Raw genomic sequence first — 20,633 nt, 5'->3', positions numbered from 1 at the left:
CGCTCTACTCCTTCTCGTTCGGCGCGGTGCCGGAATCGGTGCCGGTGGACTCCGCGGAGGCCGGTGCATAGGCCACGTGCGCGACCGCGACATGGAAGCCCAGCCGCTCGTACAAGCCTAGCGCCGGGGCGTTGTCCGATTCGACGTAGAGTTCGATTGTCTCGGCTCCGGCGGCCACCATCCGTCGCATGCCCTCGACCGTCAGCGCCTTGCCCACGCCCTTGGCGTGAATGCGCGGATCGACACCGACCACATAGACCTCGCCGAGGCGGCCCTCGGTCTCCGTATCCGTGATCTTCGTCTGGTGGAATCCGATCACCTCACCGTCGCGGGCGGCGATGATGAAGGTGTCGGGGTCGAAGTCCGCGGCGGTGACGACGGCGTCGATATCGGCGCGGGTCTGGCCGCCCTGTTCGGGATGCCAGTCGAATGCGGAGTTGTTCACCGACAACCAGCCGTCCTCGTCGCCGGGAGCGAAGGAGCGGATCTCGACTCCCTCTGGACTCTGGGTCTCGGGCAGGGCGTCGAGGCTCAGTCCGGTGTCGGTGCGCATCTGATAGAGCACCCGGTCACGGCCGAGCCCGTGCTTCTGCGCGAGGTGCTTGGCCGCTGGATGGTCACCGTGCGACCAGCACCAGGCGTCGGGTTCTTCGTCGAGGATCGTCGCCAGCAGCCGCTCGCCGAGGCCCTGGCCGCGGTGGTCGGGGGCGATGAGGAATTCGGCGGCGTGACGATCGCCCTGCAGGGCGCGGATTCCGAAGCCGATGAGGTCGCCGGCGCTGTTACCGGAGTTGTCGCGAGTGTCGTCGCCGGCATAGATGCGCCACACGCTCGAGGCGGTCTGTGCTTCGTGGGCGGTGTCCTCACCGGTGGCGATGGCCATGAGTCCGCCGGAGATCTCGGGAGCGCCATCGGTCGCCGCCACATCGTCGAGGAATTTGAGCACATCCTCGGTGAGGGTGTCGATCGGTGTGGAGGCGATTGCCCCGCTGGCCTGGATTCTCATGCCGTCACGTCCTCTGAATCTGTGTCCGTGACGCTGTCGGCGCTGAAGCGGTAGCCGACGTTGCGTACGGTGTGGATGGCGTTCTCAAGGTCTTTGCCGAGTTTCGCACGGAGGCGGCGAACATGCACGTCAACGGTGCGGGTACCGCCGAAGTAGTCGTCGCCCCACACGGCGAGCAGGATCTCGTCGCGGGTGAAGACGCGTTCGGGATGCATCGCGAAGAATTTCAGCAGGGCGAACTCTCGGTAGGTGAGGTCGAGGCTGCGGCCGCCGAGCTCGGCGGTGAACGCGGTCTCGTCGATGCGCAGGTCGCCGGTGACGACGACCATCGGTTCGCCGTCGGCATTCCAGAGTCCATCACCCGCAGCGCCTTGGCGGCCGGACTCTCCGTATCCGCTGCCCCGGCCGGCGGGACCGCGGCCGGTGCGCACCGGTCCCCAGCCTCCAGTGCTGCCGTTCGCGCCGAGGCGGCCGGATCCGGAATGCGTCCCACCGGGGAATCCGCCGGAGTGGGTGGACGAAGAGGCGACGTAACGGTCACGGGCCACGCGCAGCCGCGCTTCCACCTCGGCGGGGCCGGCCGTGGTGAGGATGAGGTCGGCGACGTTCCATTTCGCCGAGGCCGTCGCCAGCCCGCCTTCGCCGAGAACGACGATGATAGGCGCGGTGATCCGCGCCTCGGCGAGGAGTTCAGAGATCCGCGGGGCCAGGGACAGGTCGAGGCAAGCGTCGGCGATGACGACATCGACCGCAGCGGAATCGGAACGGTCGGGGAGGTCATCGGGGCCGCAGCGGTCGATCCGATGGCCGAGGTACTGCAGGGATTCGGGGGCGAGCGGAGCGTCGAGCCTGGCCGTGGGGCAGATGTGCAGAATCCGCATGTGCTGCATCCACCTCCTCGGCGCCCGTCGTCTAGGGAAGATTATAGCGAGGCGACGGGGACGGCACCGACGCACGACCACGGGGTGGTTACCGTGGGTGTCGCCGGATAAGGCACGATAGTGCTGTGATCAGATGGATTCGAGTAGCCGTCGCCTTGGTGCTGGTGTTGTCCCTGAGTGCCTCCGTGTACTGGGGGTATACGCTGTTCCTGCTGGCGACCGGGCTCATCGTCCTCGGCGTCGCCTATGGATGGCCGCGCCTGACGGACTCGCCGCAGCCGCGGGCGACCTCGATCATGCTCGCCCTCTTCGGAGTCGGCGGACTCTACGCCGCCTGGCAGGATTCCACGGCTCCCTACCTCGACTGGTTGCCCGTGCTGGCCGGCCTGGGTCTGCTGTGGACCTTCGTGCAGAACCTCACGCGCGGAATCGGCGCCTCCTATGCGGTGGCGAACGTGTCCGCTCAGGTCTCCGGTCTCGTCATCGTCCTGTCCGCGAGCACCTGGGTCGCGGCGATCACGGTCCCCGGTGACAAGGAGGCCATCGTCATCGGCCTCGCCTCGCTCATCGTGGCGCAGTGCATGACCGCGCTGCCGTGGCCGGCGATCTACACCTCGCCGTTGGCCATCGCCATGTCCACGGCCGTGGCGGGGATCCTGTCGGTGCTCGTGTTCGCCTCGGCGATCTCCCTGGCCACTGCGCTCGTCCTCGGTGTGGTCATGGGTCTGCTCGTGGCGGCGGTCGATCGGATGCTCGGGCTCGTAGCGTATGCGAAGTTCCAGGCCGCGAATCTCGAAGCCTCGCAGAACATCGAGGTGAAGAAGAACGTCGAGAAGGCGCGCAGCTTCGCCGTCCAGCTTGCCCTCGGTGCCGCTCCGATCGCACTCGGCGGAGTCGTCGTCTACGCTCTCGAACGCATCGCCTCCTGATCTGGGCGGCGGCTCTGTTCCGCGGCCCCGGGCTGGATGCACATCACTTTGTCAGGAACTGTAGACTGGGAGCATGGAAAATCTTGTTGCTCTCGAAATCGTCTTCACCAGCCTCGTCGGCGTTGCCGCTCTCGGTGCCCTGGGTGTGGGGATCAAGGTCGTCACGGCGCTGTTCAAAGACAACCGCTGATCCCTTATGGTGATCGAACTCGATGCCTCGGTCCATCCCGAGCTCGTCCCGCTGTCCTGGCTGATCGGGTCGTGGGAAGGCGTCGGTGTCGTCGGCTATGCGGACACTCCTGAGAAGCAGTTCGGCCAGCGCATCGACTTCGTCGCCCATGAGGGCACGCCCTTCCTGCAGTACACCGCGCATGCGTGGCTGCTCAGCGAATCCGGTGAACTTGAGTCGACTCTGACTCTCGAGACCGGAATCTGGCAGCTCGTGCGCCAGCACGACGACGGCGACGTCGGCCCGGGGATGATGGTGCCGACCGAACCGCAGAGCTTCACCTCGGCCGCCGCGGTCGAGACCCTGCGCACGAACGATGACGCCTTCGAGATCGAAGCCGAGATCGTTCACCCGCACGGAGTCATGGAACTCTACGCCGGTACGGTCAAGGGCCCGCGCATCGACCTGGCCACCGACGTCGTGGCCCGAACCAAGACCGCGAAGGAATACACCGCCTCGACGCGGATGTACGGCCTCGTCGGCGGCGAACTCATGTGGGCCTGGGACATGGCAGCAATGGGCCACGAACTCGCCTCACACTCCTCTGCCAGATTGAAGAAGCTGTCTTAAGATGACTGATCCAGTGTCGCCGAATTCTGAAACCTCCGATTCGCCGTCGCCGGAGAACACCCCCGCCGAGGCGGTCCGACGTTCGTCGCTGGCGCGCGGACTGAGCTCGACCGCGGTGCTCGGGGCCGGCGGCCTCGCCGAGACGCCCATCCACTACGGAGCCTCCCTGCGTGAGCAGCGGGTGCTCGCGGAGAAGGACGGTCTCGTCGACCTCGCCCACCTCCGCGTGCTGCGTCTGAACGGACCCGACCGTCTGACCTGGCTGAACTCGATCACCACGCAGAAGATCGACAACCTGGCGCCCGGTGTGTCCACCGAAACCCTCGTGCTCGACCCGAACGGTCGCATCGAGGGCTGGCTCAGGCTCGTCGACGACGGTGAGGCTCTGTGGGCGATCAGCGATCTCGACACCGACGCAACCCTGGACTTCCTGCGCAAGATGGTCTTCATGATGCGTGTTGAGATCGAGGACCTCAGCGACGACTACCAGTGCTTCGGCGCCATCACCTCACTGCCGGAAGCTCTGCCCGTCACCCGGACCTGGTCCGACCCATGGCCGCATATCGGCAGCGGTTCGGCCTCCTATGCGCAGATCGACATCGGCAAGGACGTCGCCGGCACCGACCACCCCGGGCTCGAGACTCCGTTCGTCATCGGCATCGTCAAGCGCTCCGACCTGCAGGGACTGTCTGCGAACAGCTTCGACATGGCCGGCTTCGACGCTTGGGAGGCGCTGCGAATCGCCGCGTGGCGGCCGGGCCGGAACGAGATCGACCACAAAGCCCTCGTCGGCGAACTCGACCTGCTGCGCACGGCCGTGCACCTGGCCAAGGGCTGCTACCGGGGTCAGGAAGCGGTGGCCCGCGTTCACAATCTCGGTCAGCCGCCTCGGCGATTGACCTTCGTTCATCTCGACGGGTCCGGGCATATCGCCCCGGATCCCGGCACCGAGGCGCTCGCCGAGGTCCGCGGGTCCGAACGATCCGTGGGTACTCTGACCTCGGTGACCGTGCACTGGGAGCTCGGACCGATCGGTCTGGCCGTGGTCAAGCGGAACCTGGCCCCCGAGGCGCAGCTGAGCTTCGAAATCGGCGACGGCGAACGCGTCATCGGTGCTCAGGAGACGATCGTCGTGCCGATGCGCGAACACGAGCGCGTGCTTCCGGCACGCAACAAGGACGTCGACGCCCGCAGCCAGAACCGCTGATTCCAGGCGCGCGACCGCAGTTCAAGGTGAGTGCCGGGCGCGGTTCGAAACGAGGAATCGAGGGCCGATTTCCGCGGCCCGAGACGAGGAATCGGCGGGCGGGGCACGGCAACGGATTCCGTACCCGATCGGTGCCGAACCAACGGGTTCGTCTCTCCGCGGAGGGCGGTTGTGCTCAGCCCTCGGACGGCAAGTGACAAAAACCGTCGTTTGCCCCTATTCTCCCCTTATGACAGCTTTGGAGATTGGCGGCGAAGCTCTGCCGCAGGAACGTAAGATCGTCACCGAGATTCCGGGACCGAAGTCCCGTGAGATCGAGGAACGTCGCAAGTCAGCAGTGGCGACCGGTGTCGGCTCGAGCCTGCCCGCCTACGTGGTGGCGGCCGGCGGCGGCATCCTCAAGGACGCCGACGGCAACCAGCTCATCGACCTCGGATCGGGAATCGCCGTGACCACGGCCGGCAACTCGAACCCCCGCGTGGTCGAGGCCGCGAAGGCCCAGCTCGAGGCCTTCACCCACACCTGCTTCATGGTCAACCCGTACGAGAGCTACGTCGAGGTCGCCGAAGCTCTCAACCGTCTGACCCCCGGTGATCACGAGAAGCGCACCGTGCTGCTCAACTCCGGTGCCGAGGCTGTCGAGAACGCTGTGAAGATCGCTCGCGCCCACACCGGCCGCGATGCCGTCGTCGTCTTCGACCACGCCTACCACGGCCGGACGAATCTGACCATGGCGATGACCGCGAAGGCCGCCCCCTACAAGGCCGGCTTCGGTCCCTTTGCCGGTGAGGTCTACCGCGCACCCATGTCCTACCCGTACCGCGACAACGACGCGGCCGGCACGAAGATCAGCGGTGAGGACGCGGCCAAGCGCGTCATCACGATGATCGAGAAGCAGATCGGCTCCGAGTACGTCGCCGCGATCGTCATCGAACCCATCCAGGGTGAGGGCGGCTTCATCGTTCCGGCCGAGGGCTTCCTGCCCACGCTCGTCGACTACGCCCGCGAAAAGGGCATCGTCTTCGTCGCCGACGAAGTGCAGGCCGGTTTCGCGCGCACCGGCAAGATGTTCGCCTCCGAATGGGAGGGCATCGTGCCCGACCTCATCACCACGGCCAAGGGCATCGCCGGCGGTCTGCCGCTGTCGGCCGTGACCGGTCGTGCGGACATCATGGACTCGGTCGGACCGGGCCGCCTCGGCGGAACCTACGGCGGCAACCCCACCGCCTGTGCCGCTGCCCTCGGCGCGATCGCAGCCTACGAAGAGGACGGACTGGCCGATCGGGCCGGGCACATCGGCGAGATCCTCGTCGACCGTCTGACGAAGCTGCAGTCGAAGTACCCCGAGGTCGGCGACATCCGCGGACGCGGAGCCATGATCGCCGCCGAGTTCGTCGAGCACGACTCGATCGAGCCGAACGCGGACCTGGTCAAGAAGGTCGCGGACTACTGTGCGAAGAACGGCGTCCTCGTGCTCGTCACGGGAACCTTCGGCAACATCCTGCGCTTCCTGCCGCCGCTGACGATCTCCGACGAGCTCCTCCACGACGCCTTCGACGTCATCGAGGCAGGCCTCACAGAGCTCCTAGGTTAATCCACCCCCAATTGCTACCTGACGGCGGCCCAGCAACCTCGCGCGAGGTTGCTGGGCCGCCGTCAGGTAGTTCGGGGAATACAGTTGTAGCACAATAGGGGCCATGACTTCAGACATCGACGGATCGACCGGCGTCCCGTCCCGGGTGTGGAACTTCCTCAGGGGACCGCGCTTCATCGATCTGCCGATCCGTCTGCTCGCCCTCATCATGGGGCTGACGATCCTCGTGCCCGGTTCCTTCGAGATCACCGAACCCCGCTACGCAGGCCTGCTCATCCTCGCCTACGGACTCGTCGTCTTAGCCAGCTTCCTGCCGCTGAGCATCGTCATCGCAACGACCGGTCTGGGCATCGGATTCTCCATGCTCTACCCGGATCTCGAGAACATGTTCCCCGAGGCGCTCATCCTCGCCACCGCGGTCCTCATCAGCCGCCGCCGCTGGATCGGCTTCGCCCTCGGCACCATCGGACTGGCCGTCTACCTCGGCGCCTCGACCCGGCTCGGATCCTATGACGCCGGTTTCGAAGGACTCACCGACTTAGGCTACGGCTGGCTGACCTACTCGATCCTCGGCCTGTGCGCGTCCTTCGTCGAGGCCCGCATCCGCAGCGAGATCGACCGCCGCGAACGTGCTGCAGTCGATCACCAGAAGTCCCTCGATGCCATGCGCGCCCGGTTCACCAGCGATATGCACGACACCATCTCGCACTCGCTGACCACCGAGTCCGCGATCATCCGCACCCTGGCAAGGGAAAGCGATTCCGAGACAGCGGACCGCCTCCTCGCCGAGCTGGCGCTGGTCAATGCCGAAGCCACCAAACGCCTCCGGCAGCTGGTGACGAGCCTGAGCAAGTGGGAGACCGAAAGCTGCACCGGGGACTCCGCGACCTCCCGGATCCGATTCCGCGCCGAGGCGGAGCAGCTGACGACCGCGATCGAAGACGGGTGCGCGGCCGGTTCCGTTCCGCTGACCACCGCACTCTCCCCGCTGCCGACCCATGCGAGCGGCACCCTGTCGCACCATTTCCGAGCTGTCATGCTCGAGCTCGCCACGAACGTCATCCGCCACTCCGCTCCGGGCACCCCGTCCACCCTCGCCGTCGAAATGCGCGGTGGCAGCGGTGACCGTGCCGAGCTGCTCTGCCGCAGCACGAACGAATCCCCGACCGAGCTGACCCAGGCGCCGCGGTCGCTGTCGCGCCGTGCCACGGCCATGGGCGGCGTCTGCCGGGTGGGCGCGGATGACCAGAAGAGAACCGTCGTCGAGGTGGCCCTGCCGATCCGTTTCATCTCCGGTTCCGTGTCGGCTGCCTCCGACGAAGCCATGATCGACGTCGTCGATGACGACTTCGACGCCAGCCCCGAGGCGGCCGGTGCGACGACAGCGTCTGTTCCGATCACTGGGCCCGCCAGCTCCGCTGACTCCGGCACTGCTGTCTCCGCCGACGCTGCTGACGGGAAGACCGACCTCAGCACCGACGACCGCCGCACGAAGGGCGACCGCGACAAGGTCGACGCCTGATGACGTCGCGCCCAAACACGGTCTCGGACGCGACTCCGGCGACCGCTCAGTCGACCAGTAAAGTCATGACCTCGGAATCCACCGACCACACCTCCGTCCTCGTCATCGATGACGATTCATGGACGACGCGGGCGGTCGGAGCGGCGCTGACCGATGCGGGTTCCTTCCGTGTCCTCGACCCCGTCCACTCCGGCGAAGAGGCCATCGCCGCCTTCGCAGCCCAGCGTCCCGACCTCGTCCTCATGGACGTCAACATGCCGCCGGGAATGAACGGCGTCGATGCGACCGCGGCGATCATGGACCTCGACCCCGACGCCCGCATCGTGCTGCTGACGACCGTGTCACCCGGCCCCGGAATCGCCCGCGGGCTCGAGGCCGGCGCACTCGCCGTTCTCAACAAGATGGCCGGGGAGAGGGAACTCGTCTCGATCGTGCGGGCCGCCTCGGCGGGGGAGAGCCCCGAACTGCTCAGAGGACTGGCCGAGGACATCGTCATCAGCGGTGACCACCTGCCCGATGCCCCCGGCGAGGCTCCGCGGCTGACCGCTCGCGAGATGGAGCTGCTCACCCTGCTCTGCCAGGGCCACGGCTACGAGGAGATCGCCGCCGCCCAATCCGTGGCCATGTCCACCGTGAAATCGCACGCGCGCAACCTGCGCATCAAACTGGGCGCGCGCAACCTCGCTCAGCTCGTCGTCCGCGCGCTGCAGTTCAAATTCTTCTCCCCGGAATGACCCACCCCCGCCGAGGCGGCCCTGCCCGTCTGGCTCACTCCCACCTCGCCGAGGCGGCCGGCCCCGTCGAAACTGCCCCTCCCGACCGGGGTCGCCCGTTGACTACAGTGGGAGCATGACCGACACCGCGAGCCCGCGACTGTCCCGCCTCATCCGGGACACGGAGGGGCTCCTCCTGCCGTTGACCGAAACGGCTGACGACGTCGCGATCACTCGCGTCGAATTCGGGTTCGATCTGCCGAAGGCTCCCACCGATTCGTCGGCCGCACCGCACACCGCTTCGCCCGCCGAGGCGGCCGGCCACGCCTCCCTGGCCGGCACCGTCGTCCTTGCCACCGAACCGGTGCGCAGCTCTGCCGGACTCGATGCCGTGCTGACCGCCTATGCGGGAGCCGCCGCCCTCGTCGTTCCGTCCGGAACGCACAGCCACCTCGGCGACGGGGTCGACCTGCGGGGGAGCGCGGGCGATGTGCCGGTCCTCCTCGAACGCTCACCCCATGTGACCTGGTCGGAGATCCTCGTGCATCTGCGGCAGCTCACCGAAGGTGCGACGAGCGCCCTGGCCTGGCCCGACGTCGACGACCTCAGCGCCCTGGCCGCCGTCATCGCTGAAACCACCGGTGCGTCGATCACGATCGAAGACCCGGCCTCACGAGTGCTCGCTCATGCCAACCTCGGCGACGAACTCGATGAGATCCGACGCGAGACGATCCTGTCCGGGGCCATTCCCGACTGGCGGATCGCCGAGCTTGAGGAATCCGGGTTCCTCGACACGGTCCGCCGTTCGACCGACGTCGTCGAACGCCCCGCCGAAGGCACGTCACCGGCCCGGTCGGTCATCGCCCTGCGCAGCGAGGGCGAACTCATCGGCACGATCTGGGCGGCCTATCCGACCGAGGTCGACCCCGCACCGCTGCGCGAGGTGCTGCGCGATGCCGCCCGCGCGGCCCTGCCCGTGATGCTGCGGACCCTGCGCCGGTCACCGTTCGAGAAGCGCATCCGCCGGGAAGCGCTCGCCGCGATCCTCGCCGGTTCGGCCGACCTCGGGCCCTCGGCGACTCTGCTTTCGCTGCCGTTCGCGGGCAGCTTCTGTGTCCTCGCCTTCACCGAGGTGGCCCCCGACCGAGAACCTGTCCTGCGGTTCCATCTGCGGGCCGCCTTCGCCGATGCCGTGCTCGCGCACGTGAGCTCCGCCGGCGCCGGTCCTTCCCGTGCTGGTTCGGCGGCCGTCGGGCCTGCGCCCGCCGGCTCTGCTCGCGCGGTCTCCGCACAGGCCGGTGCGAGACGATCGGCGGCCGGGGAACGAGTGCACCTCGCAGCGTTGGTGCAGATGAGCGAGCCGACCACCGCCGATCAGGTGCGCGACCACGTCATCGCCGCCCTGCGCCGGTCCCTGCCGAAGTCGGAGACCCTGTGCTTCGGAGTCGGCACACCGGTCGACCGCCTCGATGCCGTGCACCGATCGTGGACCGAAGCCGCGTACGTCGTCGACGCCGTGCGAGACGGCACCGGGGACGACTCTGGTGCCAATGAGGATGGAAGTGCGGACGAGAGGACACAGAAGAGGTCGGGCACCTACGGAAGTCCGAGCGCCCACGGCAGGATCCTCGGCGCGACCATCCGTGACGTCGCAGCGAGCGTTGTCGGTCTGCAGGTCGCCGACGTGCTGCTGTCCGCAGACGAGCCGATGATCGGCAGAGTGCTCGGGCCAGCGCAGGCATTGGCCGCACACGACGGGCAGCACAACGGCAGCCTGCTCGAGACCCTGCGCGTCTACGTCGCCACGGTCGGCAACTCGGCCGAGGCATCGCGCCGACTTCATGTGCACACGAATTCGCTGCGACACCGCCTCGGCCGCATCGAGGAGATCACCGGCCTCTCGACGGCGGAGCCGGCCGAAAGGCTCTGGCTCGAACTCTCGGTGCTCGCTCACGACCGGTCGTGAGAAACCTACAATCAGCGCGCGCGAAGATTGGCGAATAATCGTCCGTTCTCCGAGGTCAGCCGTCCTAAAGTGACAACAGACCTCGAACAAAGGATGTTATGCCCAGCCACCACCATGCGATTCCGAACCGTCGCGCCCGAGCAGTCCGAACGATCGCAGAGAACAGCGCCTCACCCACACCGTCGGGTACCGTGCCCGAGCTGAGCGACGAGTCTGCCGTGCTCGGGCTCATGGACCTCGACTGGGTCGACACCGCCTTCGATCGGCTGACGTCGGCATTCGAATCGGATCGCGAGGTGCTCCACGCGGTGGCCTGCAAGGCGGTGCCGCTGCCGTCGCTGCTGCGCCGGCTGGCCGACGCCGGAGCCGGGTGCGAAGTCGCCAGCCCCGGCGAACTCGAACTCGCCCTCTCGGCCGGGTTCGCCCCTGACCGCATCGTCTTCGACTCCCCGGCCAAGACCTGGGCCGAACTGCGCCGAGCCGTCGACCTCGGCGTCTCGATCAACGCCGACAACTTCGACGAACTCGCCCGCCTCGACTCGATCCTGGCCGAACGGAACAGCACAACTGCCACGGCCGCCTCGGCGCGGATCGGGGTCCGCATCAATCCGCAGTCGGGCACGGGCGCGATCGGCGCCCTGAGCACCGCCACGGAGACCTCGAAGTTCGGTATCGGACTTGCCGACCCGGGCGCCAGAGAAGCCCTCATCGAAGCCTACCTCGCCCGCCCCTGGCTGAACCAGATCCACGTCCACTCGGGATCGCAGGGCATCAGCCTCGACAAGGCCGCCGTCGGAATCCGCGCCGCCGTCGACCTCGCCGAGGAGATCAACGCCCGCGCCGGGGCCCGCCGGATCTCGCGCATCGACATCGGCGGGGGACTATCGGTGAACTTCGACGGCGAGGACGTCACCCCGACCTTCGCCGACTACCGCGCGGTGCTCGAGGAGCAGGTGCCGAGCCTGTTCGACTTCGACATCGTCACCGAATTCGGCCGCGCCCTCCTCGCCAAGGCCGGGACCATCCTCACCCGCGTCGAATACGCGAAGACCACCGGCGGGCGCCGCATCGTCATGACCCAGGCCGGCGTCCAGGTCGCCACCCGCACCGCCTATGCCCCGAACGACTGGCCCCTGCGGATCCTGCCGTTCACCCCGGACGGAAACCCCAAGATCGCCGAAGCGGCCGACACCGAGATCGTCCCGACCGACGTCGCCGGTCCCGCCTGCTTCTCCGGAGATCTCCTGGCCCGGGAGCGGATGCTGCCGCGGCTCGACGCCGGTGACCTCGTGGCCGTGCCCGAGACGGGTGCCTACTACTTCTCGAACCCGTTCTCCTACAACCTGCTCCCGCGTGTGCCGATCTTCGGCTACCGCACCGCTACTGACGGCGGCATCGAGTTCAGCCTCATCCGCCGCGGGCAGGCGGTCGCTGAAATCCTCGCCGAGGCGGGGGAGCCCGAACTGCGCCCGCTGAGTCCGGACAGCAGTCACTCCTCTGCCGAACAGACCGCGCACGTCGGCTGATGTCGAGGTCGCACCAGGGGGCTGATTTCGAGATCGCACGAGGCAGTTGGCGTCGAGATCGCACGAGGCAGCTGATTTCGGGCCGCCTGTGGCATCTGCACAGTGATCGGCAAGCAGATTTGTGTGTTGTTGTGCCGTTTTCACCTCACTTCGAACGTAGAGTGATGGAGAACACATCTGCTCTGACCCGGGAGAACACTCCGATTCGCCCGGGTCAGAGGAGGACAAGTGAATCACCGCACGAGAAGAAAGACAAAGATGTTCACTTCACACTCACTGCGCAGGGGCTGGCAGCGATGCCTGGCCGGCGTCGCAGCACTGGCTCTTGCCGGATCGATGGCCGCCTCACCGGCACAGGCCGCCACCTCGCCGGCTCCGGCCTCCGACAACGTGTTGCGGATCGCCACCGACGGATTCATCGACTCCTTCAACCCATTCACCTCCTTCTACCTCGTGCCGACGAACACCTTCCGGTACATGTACGAGAACCTTGTGGCCAACGACGCCAAGGACGGTTCGATCACCGAGGGGCTCGCCACCGAATGGAACACGGACTCCGAGGGCAAGGTCTGGACCTACACGATCCGTCCGGACATGAAATGGTCCGACGGTGAACCGCTGACCTCGAAAGACGTCGCCTGGACCTACAACCAGATGATGGAGAAGGAAGAGATGGCGGTGGCGAACGGCAGCCTCGTCGAGAACTTCGACAAGGTCGAGACCCCCGACGACGGCACCGTCAAGATCACCCTGAAGAAGCCGCAGGCGAACAACCCCGGCCAAGAGATCCCCGTCGTGCCCGAGCACGTCTGGTCGAAGATCGACAAGCCCGGCGAATTCAAGAACGATGAGAAGTCCGTCGGCTCGGGACCCTTCCAGCTCGAGAGCTACGAGGCGAACAAGTCGATCACGCTCAAAGCGAATCCGAACTTCTGGCGCGGCAAGCCGAAGCTCGACGAGATCCAGTACCGCTACTACACGAACTCCGATGCGCAGGTACAGGCGATCCGCTCCGGCGAAGTCGACTTCATCACCGGGCTCAGCCCCGACCAGTTCACGGCGCTGGAGAACGCGGACAACGTCGAACTCAACGACGGCAACGGCCGCCGCTTCAACGGAATCTCCATCAACCCGGGCGTCGCCGACGCCAAGGGCAAGGAATTCGGTACCGGCCACGAGGCGCTGAAGGACAAGAAGGTCCGCCAGGCCATCCGCGCCGGCATCGACACCGAGACCCTGCGCAAACAGGTCATGCAGGACTATGCCCAGCCGGCCACGAGCTTCATTCCTGCCGTCTACCCGGACTGGGCACTCAAGTCCGACAACTCCGTCATCAGCGGATTCGACGTCGACCGTGCGAAAAAGCTCCTCGACGACGCCGGCTGGAAGGAAGGATCCGGCGGCATCCGTGAGAAGGACGGCGAGAAGCTGCAGCTGCGCTTCCTCACCGACGCCGACGCGCCGATCGAGCAGAGCACCGCGAAGTTCATCAAACCGTGGATGAAGGACATCGGCATCGACCTGAAGAACGAGTCCTCCGACGTCGACACGGTGTCCGAACGCACCACCAAGGGCGACTACGACATGTACTTCTCCGGCTGGTCGATCAACCCCGATCCCGACTACCAGCTGAGCATCAACACCTGCGGTCAGCGCCCCGACGCCGACGGCAACGGCGGCACCAGCCAGGACGGCTGGTGCAACAAGGAATTCGACAAGCTCTACAAGGCTCAGCACGTCGAGCTCGACAAGGCCAAGCGTCAGGACCTCGTGCAGAAGGCTCTGGCCATCCACTACGAGGAAGCGCCCTCGGTGACGCTGTGGTACCCGAACCAGCTCGAGGCCTACCGCTCCGACCGGTTCGACAACTTCACCAAACAGCCCTCCGACGGCGGCGCCATCGCCAACCAGGTCGGCTACTGGGGATACTCCTCGGTCGAACCCGCCAGCGAGGAGGAAGCCACCGGCGGCGGAATGGGCGCCGGCGGCTGGATCGGCATCGCGGCAGCGGTCATCGTCGTCCTCGGCGGAGGCGGCTGGCTGCTCAGCCGTCGTAAGAAGTCCGACGACCGCGAGTAGTCCCCACGCCCACAGCCCGGGTGCCGCGCTGCCGGCACCGCCCGCACCAGCTGCGGCACCCGGACTCACGGGCCAGTCCCCACCACCTGGAGCACCACATTGAGCACACCCACCCACGATCCCCATTCCGGGGATCGCCCTGACCGAGGAACGGGCACGGCGAACCCGGACCCCACGAACCCCGCCACCGTCGATATGGACGAACCACCGGCCGGCGGATCGTTCACCCGCTACTTCCTGCGCAAACTCGGCGGTGCCGCGACCTCGATGGTCCTCGTCATCGTGCTCGGCTTCTTCGCTTTCCGCATGCTGCCCGGCGACCCCGTGCTCAAGATCGCGAAGGAACGACCGATGTCCCCGGCGCAGATCGCCGAACTGCGCAGCCAATACGGACTCGACAAACCCGTCATCGTCCAGTTCTGGGACTACCTCGTCGGCATCGTCACCGGCGACCTCGGCGAGTCCTACGTGTACCGGAAATCGGTGTCCTCGCTCATCGGCGAATACCTCGGCCCCACCCTGCTGCTCACCGCCACCGCGGCCGTCATCGCAATCGTCTTAGGCCTGTGGCTCGGACAGATCTCGGCCTGGCGGCGCAATTCCCTGTTCGACAAGATCGCGTCCTCGACGTCGCTGATCTTCTGGTCCGTACCGACGTTCTGGCTCGGACTCATCCTGCTCATGATCTTCGGCGGCACCCTCCAATGGCTGCCCACCGGCGGCATGATCACCCCCGGCCTCGACCCGTGGTCACCGGCCGGGATCATCGACGTCATCAAGCACCTCATTCTCCCCGTCATCTCGCTCGTCGCCGTCGTCTATGCGCAGTTCCTCATGATCATGCGCGCCTCACTGCTCGAGGAGATGAGCGAGGACTACCTCACGACCGCGCGTGCGAAGGGACTCACCGAGGATGAGGTCCGCCGCCGTCACGCCGTACCCAACGCGCTGCTGCCGACCGTCACCGTCGTCTTCCTCCACCTCGGCGGACTCATCGCAGGCGCGGTCACCGTCGAAGCCGTGTTCTCGTGGCCGGGACTGGGCAAACTCACCTTCGAAGCCATCCGCGGCCCCGACCTGCCGCTGCTGCAGGGCACCTTCGTGGTGTTCTCGGCGATCATCATCGTGATGAACCTCGCCGCCGACATCGTCTACCGATTCCTCGATCCCCGCGTCAGGAGGGCCTGATGAGCGCGAACACCCCCGCCGAGGCGGCCCCGGGCCCCTCATCGAACGAACCGGAACCGCGTGGATCGGGAACACGGGGATCGACCCCCGCCGTCGACGGCGCCATGCTCGTGCGCGAGCGCCGGCTGAAGAATGCGAAGAAGAACTGGGCGCTCTTCCGCTCCGACGTCCCCGCACTCATCGGTGCCGTCGTGCTCCTCTTCTTCATCATCATCGCAATCGCCGCTCCGCTCATCGCCCCGGCCTCGATGCTCGATGTCACGAAGCAGCTCGACGTTCCCCGCTACGCCCCGCCGAGCCTCGACCACCCCTTGGGCACCGACGACCTGGGCCGGGAGCTCTGGGTGCGCATCCTCTGGGGAGCGCGCGTGTCGATCCTCGTCGGTGTCGCCGCGACCGTCATGTCGATGGTCATCGGCACCATCATGGGCCTGGCCGCCGGTCACTTCACGGGACTGTTCGGCGGAATCATCCTGCGCATCGTCGACTTCTTCATCGTCCTGCCCTCCCTGCTGCTCGCGATCGTCCTGTCCTCCGTGTTGGAGCGCGGAGTCTTCACGATCGTCGTCGCCATCGGACTGACCTCATGGGCGTCGACCGCACGGATCGTGCGGTCGCAGACGTTGAGCGTCGAATCCCGGCTCTACATCGAAAGGGCGCGCATCCTCGGTGCCGGACATTCCCATATCCTGTTCCGTCACCTGCTGCCGGCGGTGATGCCGCTCGTGCTCGCGAACACGACCCTGACCGTCGGCAGCGCGATCATCGCCGAATCGACGCTGTCGTTCCTCGGCCTCGGCGATACGTCCAAGGAATCGTGGGGCACGATCCTGAAGAACTCGATGGACGTGTCCGCGGCGACCTCCGGCTACTGGTGGTACGTGCTCACCCCGGGCATCGCGATTCTGCTGGTCGTGCTCGCGTTCACAATGGTCGGGCGCGCATTCGAGGCCATCATCAACCCCGCGCTGAGGAGCCGCTGATGACCGATCTGCAGTTCGAGAACGTCTCGATCACCTACCGATCCTCCTCCGACCGCGGCGACGTCGTCGCCGTCAACGACGTCAGCCTCGACCTGCCCGCCGGTGCCACCCTAGGCATCGCGGGGGAGTCCGGCTCGGGGAAGTCGACCCTGATCATGTCGGCTCTGCGCCTGCTGCCGAAGTCGGCTCGCCTCGACGGTCGGGTGCTCCTCGGCGGTCAGGACATCCGGGAGCTGAACTTCGGCCAGATCCGTGCGGTCCGATGGGCGCAGGCCTCGATCGTCTTCCAAGGTGCCCTGCACTCGCTCAACCCCGTCCGCGAGGTCGGGAGTCAGATCATCGAAGCCCTCGAGCACCACTCGAAGGACACGTGGACGACTCCGCAGAAGCGCCGCGACCGGATGTTCGAACTCCTCTCCGAGGTCAACCTCGAAGTGGCGAAGTCGAGTGCGTATCCGCACGAGCTCTCCGGCGGGCAGAAACAGCGGATCATGATCGCCATGGCGCTCGCCTGCGAGCCCGACATCATCATCGCCGACGAGCCGACGACTGCCCTCGACGTCATCGTGCAGAAGCAGATCCTCATCGGCCTGGCCCGCCTCGTCGCCGAACGCGGGATCTCCCTGCTGATGATCAGCCACGACCTCGCCGTGCTCTCGGTCGTCTGCGCGGACCTCGCGATCATGCGCCACGGCCGCCTCGTCGAATACGGTCCCAGCGACACGGTGTGCCTGTGCCCACAGGAGGACTACACGAAGCAGCTCGCCAATGCGTTTCCGCAGATCGGGGACCCCGCATCCCGGCTGAATCCAAGAACGCTCAAACCCGCCGAGGTGGTCCTGGCCGAACCATTCACCATGACGGATGAGGTGGTGCTCGAGGCGAAGGACCTCAGTGTCTCCTTCGATACCCGGCGGGGCCGCGAACGCGCGGTGCGCCGGGTGGATCTGCAGCTGAGGAAGGCGGAGATCCTCGCCGTCGTCGGCCAGTCCGGATCGGGGAAGACGACTCTGGCGCGGTCGCTGCTCGGTCTGCAGGAGGCGGAACCGGGTTCGCAGCTGTCGTTCGCCGGTAAGCCGCTGCCGCGGAAGGCGAAGGAGCTGCGGACGTTCCGGCGGCAAGTGCAGATGATTCTGCAGGATCCGGCCGGGTCGCTCAATCCGAAGCGCAGCGTGTACGAAGCCGTGGTCGAAGGCCTGAAAGTGCAGGGGATCAAGGACCGCGAGTACGAGCGGGTCGTCGGTGCGCTCGAAGCCGCCGAGCTGACCCCGGCCGAGGACTACCTCGAATCGATTCCGCAGGAACTCTCCGGCGGACAGCGGCAGCGCGTCGTCATCGCCGGCGCACTGGCTCTCGACCCGCAGGTGCTCATCGCCGATGAGCCCGTGGCGTCCTTGGACGCGTCCGTGCGCGGAGAGATCCTGTCGCTGTTCCTCGCGCTGAAGAAGAACCTCGGAATGAGTGCGCTCATCATCACCCACGACCTCGGACTGGCGTGGAACATCGCGGATACGGTGGCCGTGATGAGAAGAGGCGAGATCGTCGAATACGGTGAGGTCGACAGGGTGCTGTCCGATCCGCAGCACGAATACACGCAGGAGCTGCTCGCCGCGGTTCCGCGACTGGGAAGTCAGAGTCTGGTGAGGAATGAGTGAGTCGGAGGCATTGAGCCCATATCTCGATACGGCCCCTTTGGCGGCCGGCGACACCGTCCGGCTGATCGCGCCGTCGGGGCCGACCGATGAGGAGTCGCTGCAGCGCGCGATCGCCCAGCTCGAATCCTGGGGACTCAACGTCGTGCCGGGTGACAACGTCCGCGGCCGCCATCCGCGGGTGAAGTACCTGGCCGGCACGGACGCCGAGCGCCGCTCCGATCTCGTCGACGCCTGGTGCGATCCGGACACCGACGCGGTCATCGCGCTGCGCGGAGGCTTCGGAGCCATGCGACTGCTCGACGGCATCGACTTCGAGCACATGCGCGAGCACATGCTGCGCAGGGACGGCCGTCCCAAACTGCTCACCGGGTCTTCGGACATCACAGCACTCCACCAGGCATGGGAGCACCACCTCGGCGTGGCGACTCTGTTCTGCCCGATGGTCGGCAACGACCCGTTCAAGAACTCGACGGTCGTCCCGGACGAGGTGGCCTCATGGCTGTTCCGTCCCTGGGGCGGCCGCGAACTCGGCTTCCCCGCCGAGGAGCCTGCGGGCGCATCTGCGACCGAAACGTCGCTTAAGTGGTCGACATGGTCACAGAAAATCGGCGACGGCGAGACCATTTCTACCACCCAAGACGGTACAGCGGAGGAGACCGCTGCGGCTCGCCCGCTCAGCCGGGCTCAGACTCTCGTTCCGGGGACGGCGCAGGGCCGCCTCGGCGGGGGAAATCTCAGTCTCGTCGCCGCTGGGATGGGCAGTCCCGAGCTCATCGATGTGCGGGAACGACGCGAGCGGCGCGGTCCGAGCATTCTCATGCTCGAGGACGTCGACGAGGAGCTGTACCGGCTCGACAATCTCATGGTGCAGCTGGTCCGCGGTGGGTGGTTCACCTCGGCGGATGCGGTGGTGCTGGGGTCCTGGCAGGACTGCGCGCCCGTCCACGAGCTGGAGGCGCTGATGATCGACTACCTCGGCGGTCTGGGAATACCGATCGTGTCGGAGATGGGCTTCGGCCACGATCCCGATGCGCCGAGTGCCCCACTCGGCGTCGACGTCACGCTCGAGGCGGAACCCGGGGAGCGACCGCGGCTGTGGGTGGATCAAGCGGGTGCGCGGACATGACGGAGCCGACCACGTGCAGATGCCCACATCTGATGGGCGGGCGAATCGCGGGTGGGCGGACATGAACGAAACGAGACTGATAGGAGCACGATGATGAGCGAATTGAATTTCGATGGACTGCCCGGAGTGCGCTTCAGCGCTCTGGCCTTCGACGTCGACAGTGGGGAACGGGTGTTCGCCCACAATGAGAACGATGAACTCGACACCGCCAGCATGGGCAAGGTCTTCCTGCTCCACACGGCCCTGCAGATGTACGGAGACGGCACTCTTGACCTGGAGGAGCGCCTGCATCGGCGGCCGTCGGAGCGAGTCGACGAGTCCGGGATCTGGTACCTCATGGAGCAGGACGATCTGAGCATCTTCGACGTCGCACTGCTCATCGGGGCGTTCAGCGACAACTTCGCCACGAACGTGCTCATCCGCCGGGTCGGGCTTGAGAATGTTGCGGATCAGGTGGAGAAGCTCGGGTACCGGAACTCGGGTCTGCACGACTTTCTGCGCTGGCCGCGTCCGGCCAAAGCGCCGCGCACCCTGTCGACGGGGACCGCCGCCGAGCTCAGTGACTTCATGGCACGGCATGCCAAGGACGAGTTCTGGGACGAGTCGACGAACGAGGTCTTCCGGCGCTGGTTGGGCGCCGGCGCGGACACCTCGATGGTCGTCTCGGCGTTCGACCTCGATCCGCTCGCGCATTACAACTATCAGCGCGACGTGTGGGTGTGGAACAAGACCGGCACCAATGGGACGATCAGGGCCGATGCTGGGATCGTGATGACGCCTACGCGTCGCGTCGCCTATGCGGTGTTCGCGAACTGGGAGCCGGGCACTGACCGCGTCGTCGACGTCATGCCGGTCATGCGCGAGGCCGGCGACGCGATACACCGGTTCCTCTGAGCGTGACTTCGGTGGCAAGCGTGACCCTGCTGAGCGTGCCCCTGCTGCGCGTGACCATGATGGTCCCGGCGGCCGTCGACCGCGAACCGCCGCGGAGAACTGTCGGGTAGTCTGGTGGGCGATGTCCGACACGATCTACCTCACAGGCGAAGCGAAGGCTCCGTCGAACAACCCGATCACCAGCCAGTTCGGTCTGTTCTACGTGGCTTTCGAGATCGCGCCGGATACCCACCGAATCCTCGATGTGGACTGCACGGCGACGTTGGCTCTGACCCGGAACTTCATTCGGAGCCTGTTCGTCGATGCCGACATCACGGACCCTGGTCGACTGATCGAGCGCATCCAGCGCCGCTACCACGGTTCCTCGCAGAAGGCGCTGATCACGGCAGTGAACAACGCCGCGAAGAAGTACCGCGAGGTTGCCGCTTAAGCAGCACGTCCGACCATCCCGATTGCCCGGGCCCTCACCGGACCGGATCCGATCGACAACTGCACATTGCTCCATCCCGGAGGGCATCCTCGGTGCCGCTGTCGGCACTGCCATCGGTTGCACTGCCAGTGGCGC

General features: G+C 66.5%; 17 protein-coding genes. 15 read left to right on the top strand and 2 right to left on the bottom strand.

Annotated elements, in window-relative coordinates; all coding sequences use genetic code 11:
- Nucleotides 1-4 precede the first annotated feature (4 nt).
- Both mshD and GUY30_RS15035 read right to left on the bottom strand, forming a co-directional pair.
- Nucleotides 5-1,006, bottom strand: coding sequence for a mycothiol synthase (gene mshD / locus GUY30_RS15040; RefSeq protein ID WP_167199276.1), 1,002 nt, complete (start codon nucleotides 1,004-1,006; stop codon nucleotides 5-7).
- Nucleotides 1,003-1,896: a winged helix-turn-helix domain-containing protein gene (locus tag GUY30_RS15035; RefSeq protein ID WP_228281423.1), complete on the bottom strand. Its 894-nt coding sequence runs from the start codon at nucleotides 1,894-1,896 to the stop codon at nucleotides 1,003-1,005. Before GUY30_RS15035 ends, mshD begins: the two co-directional genes overlap by 4 nt.
- Before the next feature lie 116 nt (nucleotides 1,897-2,012).
- Here GUY30_RS15035 and GUY30_RS15030 point away from each other — a divergent pair, with 116 nt between their 5' ends.
- From GUY30_RS15030 to GUY30_RS14960, 15 genes are all read left to right on the top strand, one after another.
- Nucleotides 2,013-2,816: an ammonia permease gene (locus tag GUY30_RS15030; RefSeq protein ID WP_228281422.1), complete on the top strand. Its 804-nt coding sequence runs from the start codon at nucleotides 2,013-2,015 to the stop codon at nucleotides 2,814-2,816.
- Between the two features lie 196 nt (nucleotides 2,817-3,012).
- Entirely contained in the window at nucleotides 3,013-3,615 is a 603-nt protein-coding gene (locus tag GUY30_RS15025) for a heme-binding beta-barrel domain-containing protein (RefSeq protein ID WP_167199273.1), read from the top strand.
- A gap of 1 nt (nucleotide 3,616) precedes the next feature.
- Nucleotides 3,617-4,822, top strand: a complete 1,206-nt coding sequence (ygfZ, locus tag GUY30_RS15020; RefSeq protein ID WP_167199270.1) for a CAF17-like 4Fe-4S cluster assembly/insertion protein YgfZ — start codon at nucleotides 3,617-3,619, stop codon at nucleotides 4,820-4,822.
- A gap of 229 nt (nucleotides 4,823-5,051) precedes the next feature.
- Entirely contained in the window at nucleotides 5,052-6,416 is a 1,365-nt protein-coding gene (gene gabT / locus GUY30_RS15015) for a 4-aminobutyrate--2-oxoglutarate transaminase (protein ID WP_167199267.1), read from the top strand.
- Nucleotides 6,417-6,519: 103 nt separating this feature from the next.
- A complete protein-coding gene (locus GUY30_RS15010) occupies nucleotides 6,520-7,938 on the top strand; it encodes a sensor histidine kinase (RefSeq protein WP_167199264.1) in 1,419 nt (472 codons plus the stop codon).
- Nucleotides 7,938-8,672 carry a response regulator transcription factor gene (locus GUY30_RS15005; protein ID WP_228281421.1) on the top strand — a complete coding sequence of 245 codons (735 nt, stop codon included), beginning with the start codon at nucleotides 7,938-7,940 and terminating at the stop codon, nucleotides 8,670-8,672. Before GUY30_RS15010 ends, GUY30_RS15005 begins: the two co-directional genes overlap by 1 nt.
- Before the next feature lie 115 nt (nucleotides 8,673-8,787).
- A complete protein-coding gene (locus tag GUY30_RS15000) occupies nucleotides 8,788-10,617 on the top strand; it encodes a PucR family transcriptional regulator (RefSeq protein ID WP_167199261.1) in 1,830 nt (609 codons plus the stop codon).
- Between the two features lie 98 nt (nucleotides 10,618-10,715).
- Nucleotides 10,716-12,143 carry a type III PLP-dependent enzyme domain-containing protein gene (locus tag GUY30_RS14995; RefSeq protein WP_167199258.1) on the top strand — a complete coding sequence of 476 codons (1,428 nt, stop codon included), beginning with the start codon at nucleotides 10,716-10,718 and terminating at the stop codon, nucleotides 12,141-12,143.
- A gap of 258 nt (nucleotides 12,144-12,401) precedes the next feature.
- Nucleotides 12,402-14,222, top strand: coding sequence for an ABC transporter substrate-binding protein (locus tag GUY30_RS14990; protein WP_167199254.1), 1,821 nt, complete (start codon nucleotides 12,402-12,404; stop codon nucleotides 14,220-14,222).
- 99 nt (nucleotides 14,223-14,321) lie between these two features.
- Nucleotides 14,322-15,410 carry an ABC transporter permease gene (locus GUY30_RS14985; RefSeq protein ID WP_228281420.1) on the top strand — a complete coding sequence of 363 codons (1,089 nt, stop codon included), beginning with the start codon at nucleotides 14,322-14,324 and terminating at the stop codon, nucleotides 15,408-15,410.
- Nucleotides 15,410-16,393: an ABC transporter permease gene (locus tag GUY30_RS14980; protein ID WP_228281419.1), complete on the top strand. Its 984-nt coding sequence runs from the start codon at nucleotides 15,410-15,412 to the stop codon at nucleotides 16,391-16,393. The genes GUY30_RS14985 and GUY30_RS14980 overlap by 1 nt, the downstream gene beginning before the upstream one ends.
- Nucleotides 16,393-18,048 carry an ATP-binding cassette domain-containing protein gene (locus tag GUY30_RS14975; protein WP_167199251.1) on the top strand — a complete coding sequence of 552 codons (1,656 nt, stop codon included), beginning with the start codon at nucleotides 16,393-16,395 and terminating at the stop codon, nucleotides 18,046-18,048. The genes GUY30_RS14980 and GUY30_RS14975 overlap by 1 nt, the downstream gene beginning before the upstream one ends.
- Nucleotides 18,041-19,174, top strand: a complete 1,134-nt coding sequence (locus GUY30_RS14970; protein WP_167199248.1) for a S66 peptidase family protein — start codon at nucleotides 18,041-18,043, stop codon at nucleotides 19,172-19,174. Before GUY30_RS14975 ends, GUY30_RS14970 begins: the two co-directional genes overlap by 8 nt.
- 93 nt (nucleotides 19,175-19,267) lie before the next feature.
- Nucleotides 19,268-20,068 carry a serine hydrolase gene (locus GUY30_RS14965; RefSeq protein WP_228281417.1) on the top strand — a complete coding sequence of 267 codons (801 nt, stop codon included), beginning with the start codon at nucleotides 19,268-19,270 and terminating at the stop codon, nucleotides 20,066-20,068.
- Nucleotides 20,069-20,189: 121 nt separating this feature from the next.
- Entirely contained in the window at nucleotides 20,190-20,498 is a 309-nt protein-coding gene (locus GUY30_RS14960; protein WP_035321156.1) for a DUF3870 domain-containing protein, read from the top strand.
- Nucleotides 20,499-20,633 lie beyond the last annotated feature (135 nt).

The sequence above is a fragment of the Brevibacterium pigmentatum genome (genome assembly GCF_011617465.1).
Classification (GTDB): domain Bacteria; phylum Actinomycetota; class Actinomycetes; order Actinomycetales; family Brevibacteriaceae; genus Brevibacterium; species Brevibacterium pigmentatum.
The sequence above is the reverse complement of the archived record's forward strand: the minus strand, read 5'-3'. Positions and strand labels throughout refer to the sequence as shown.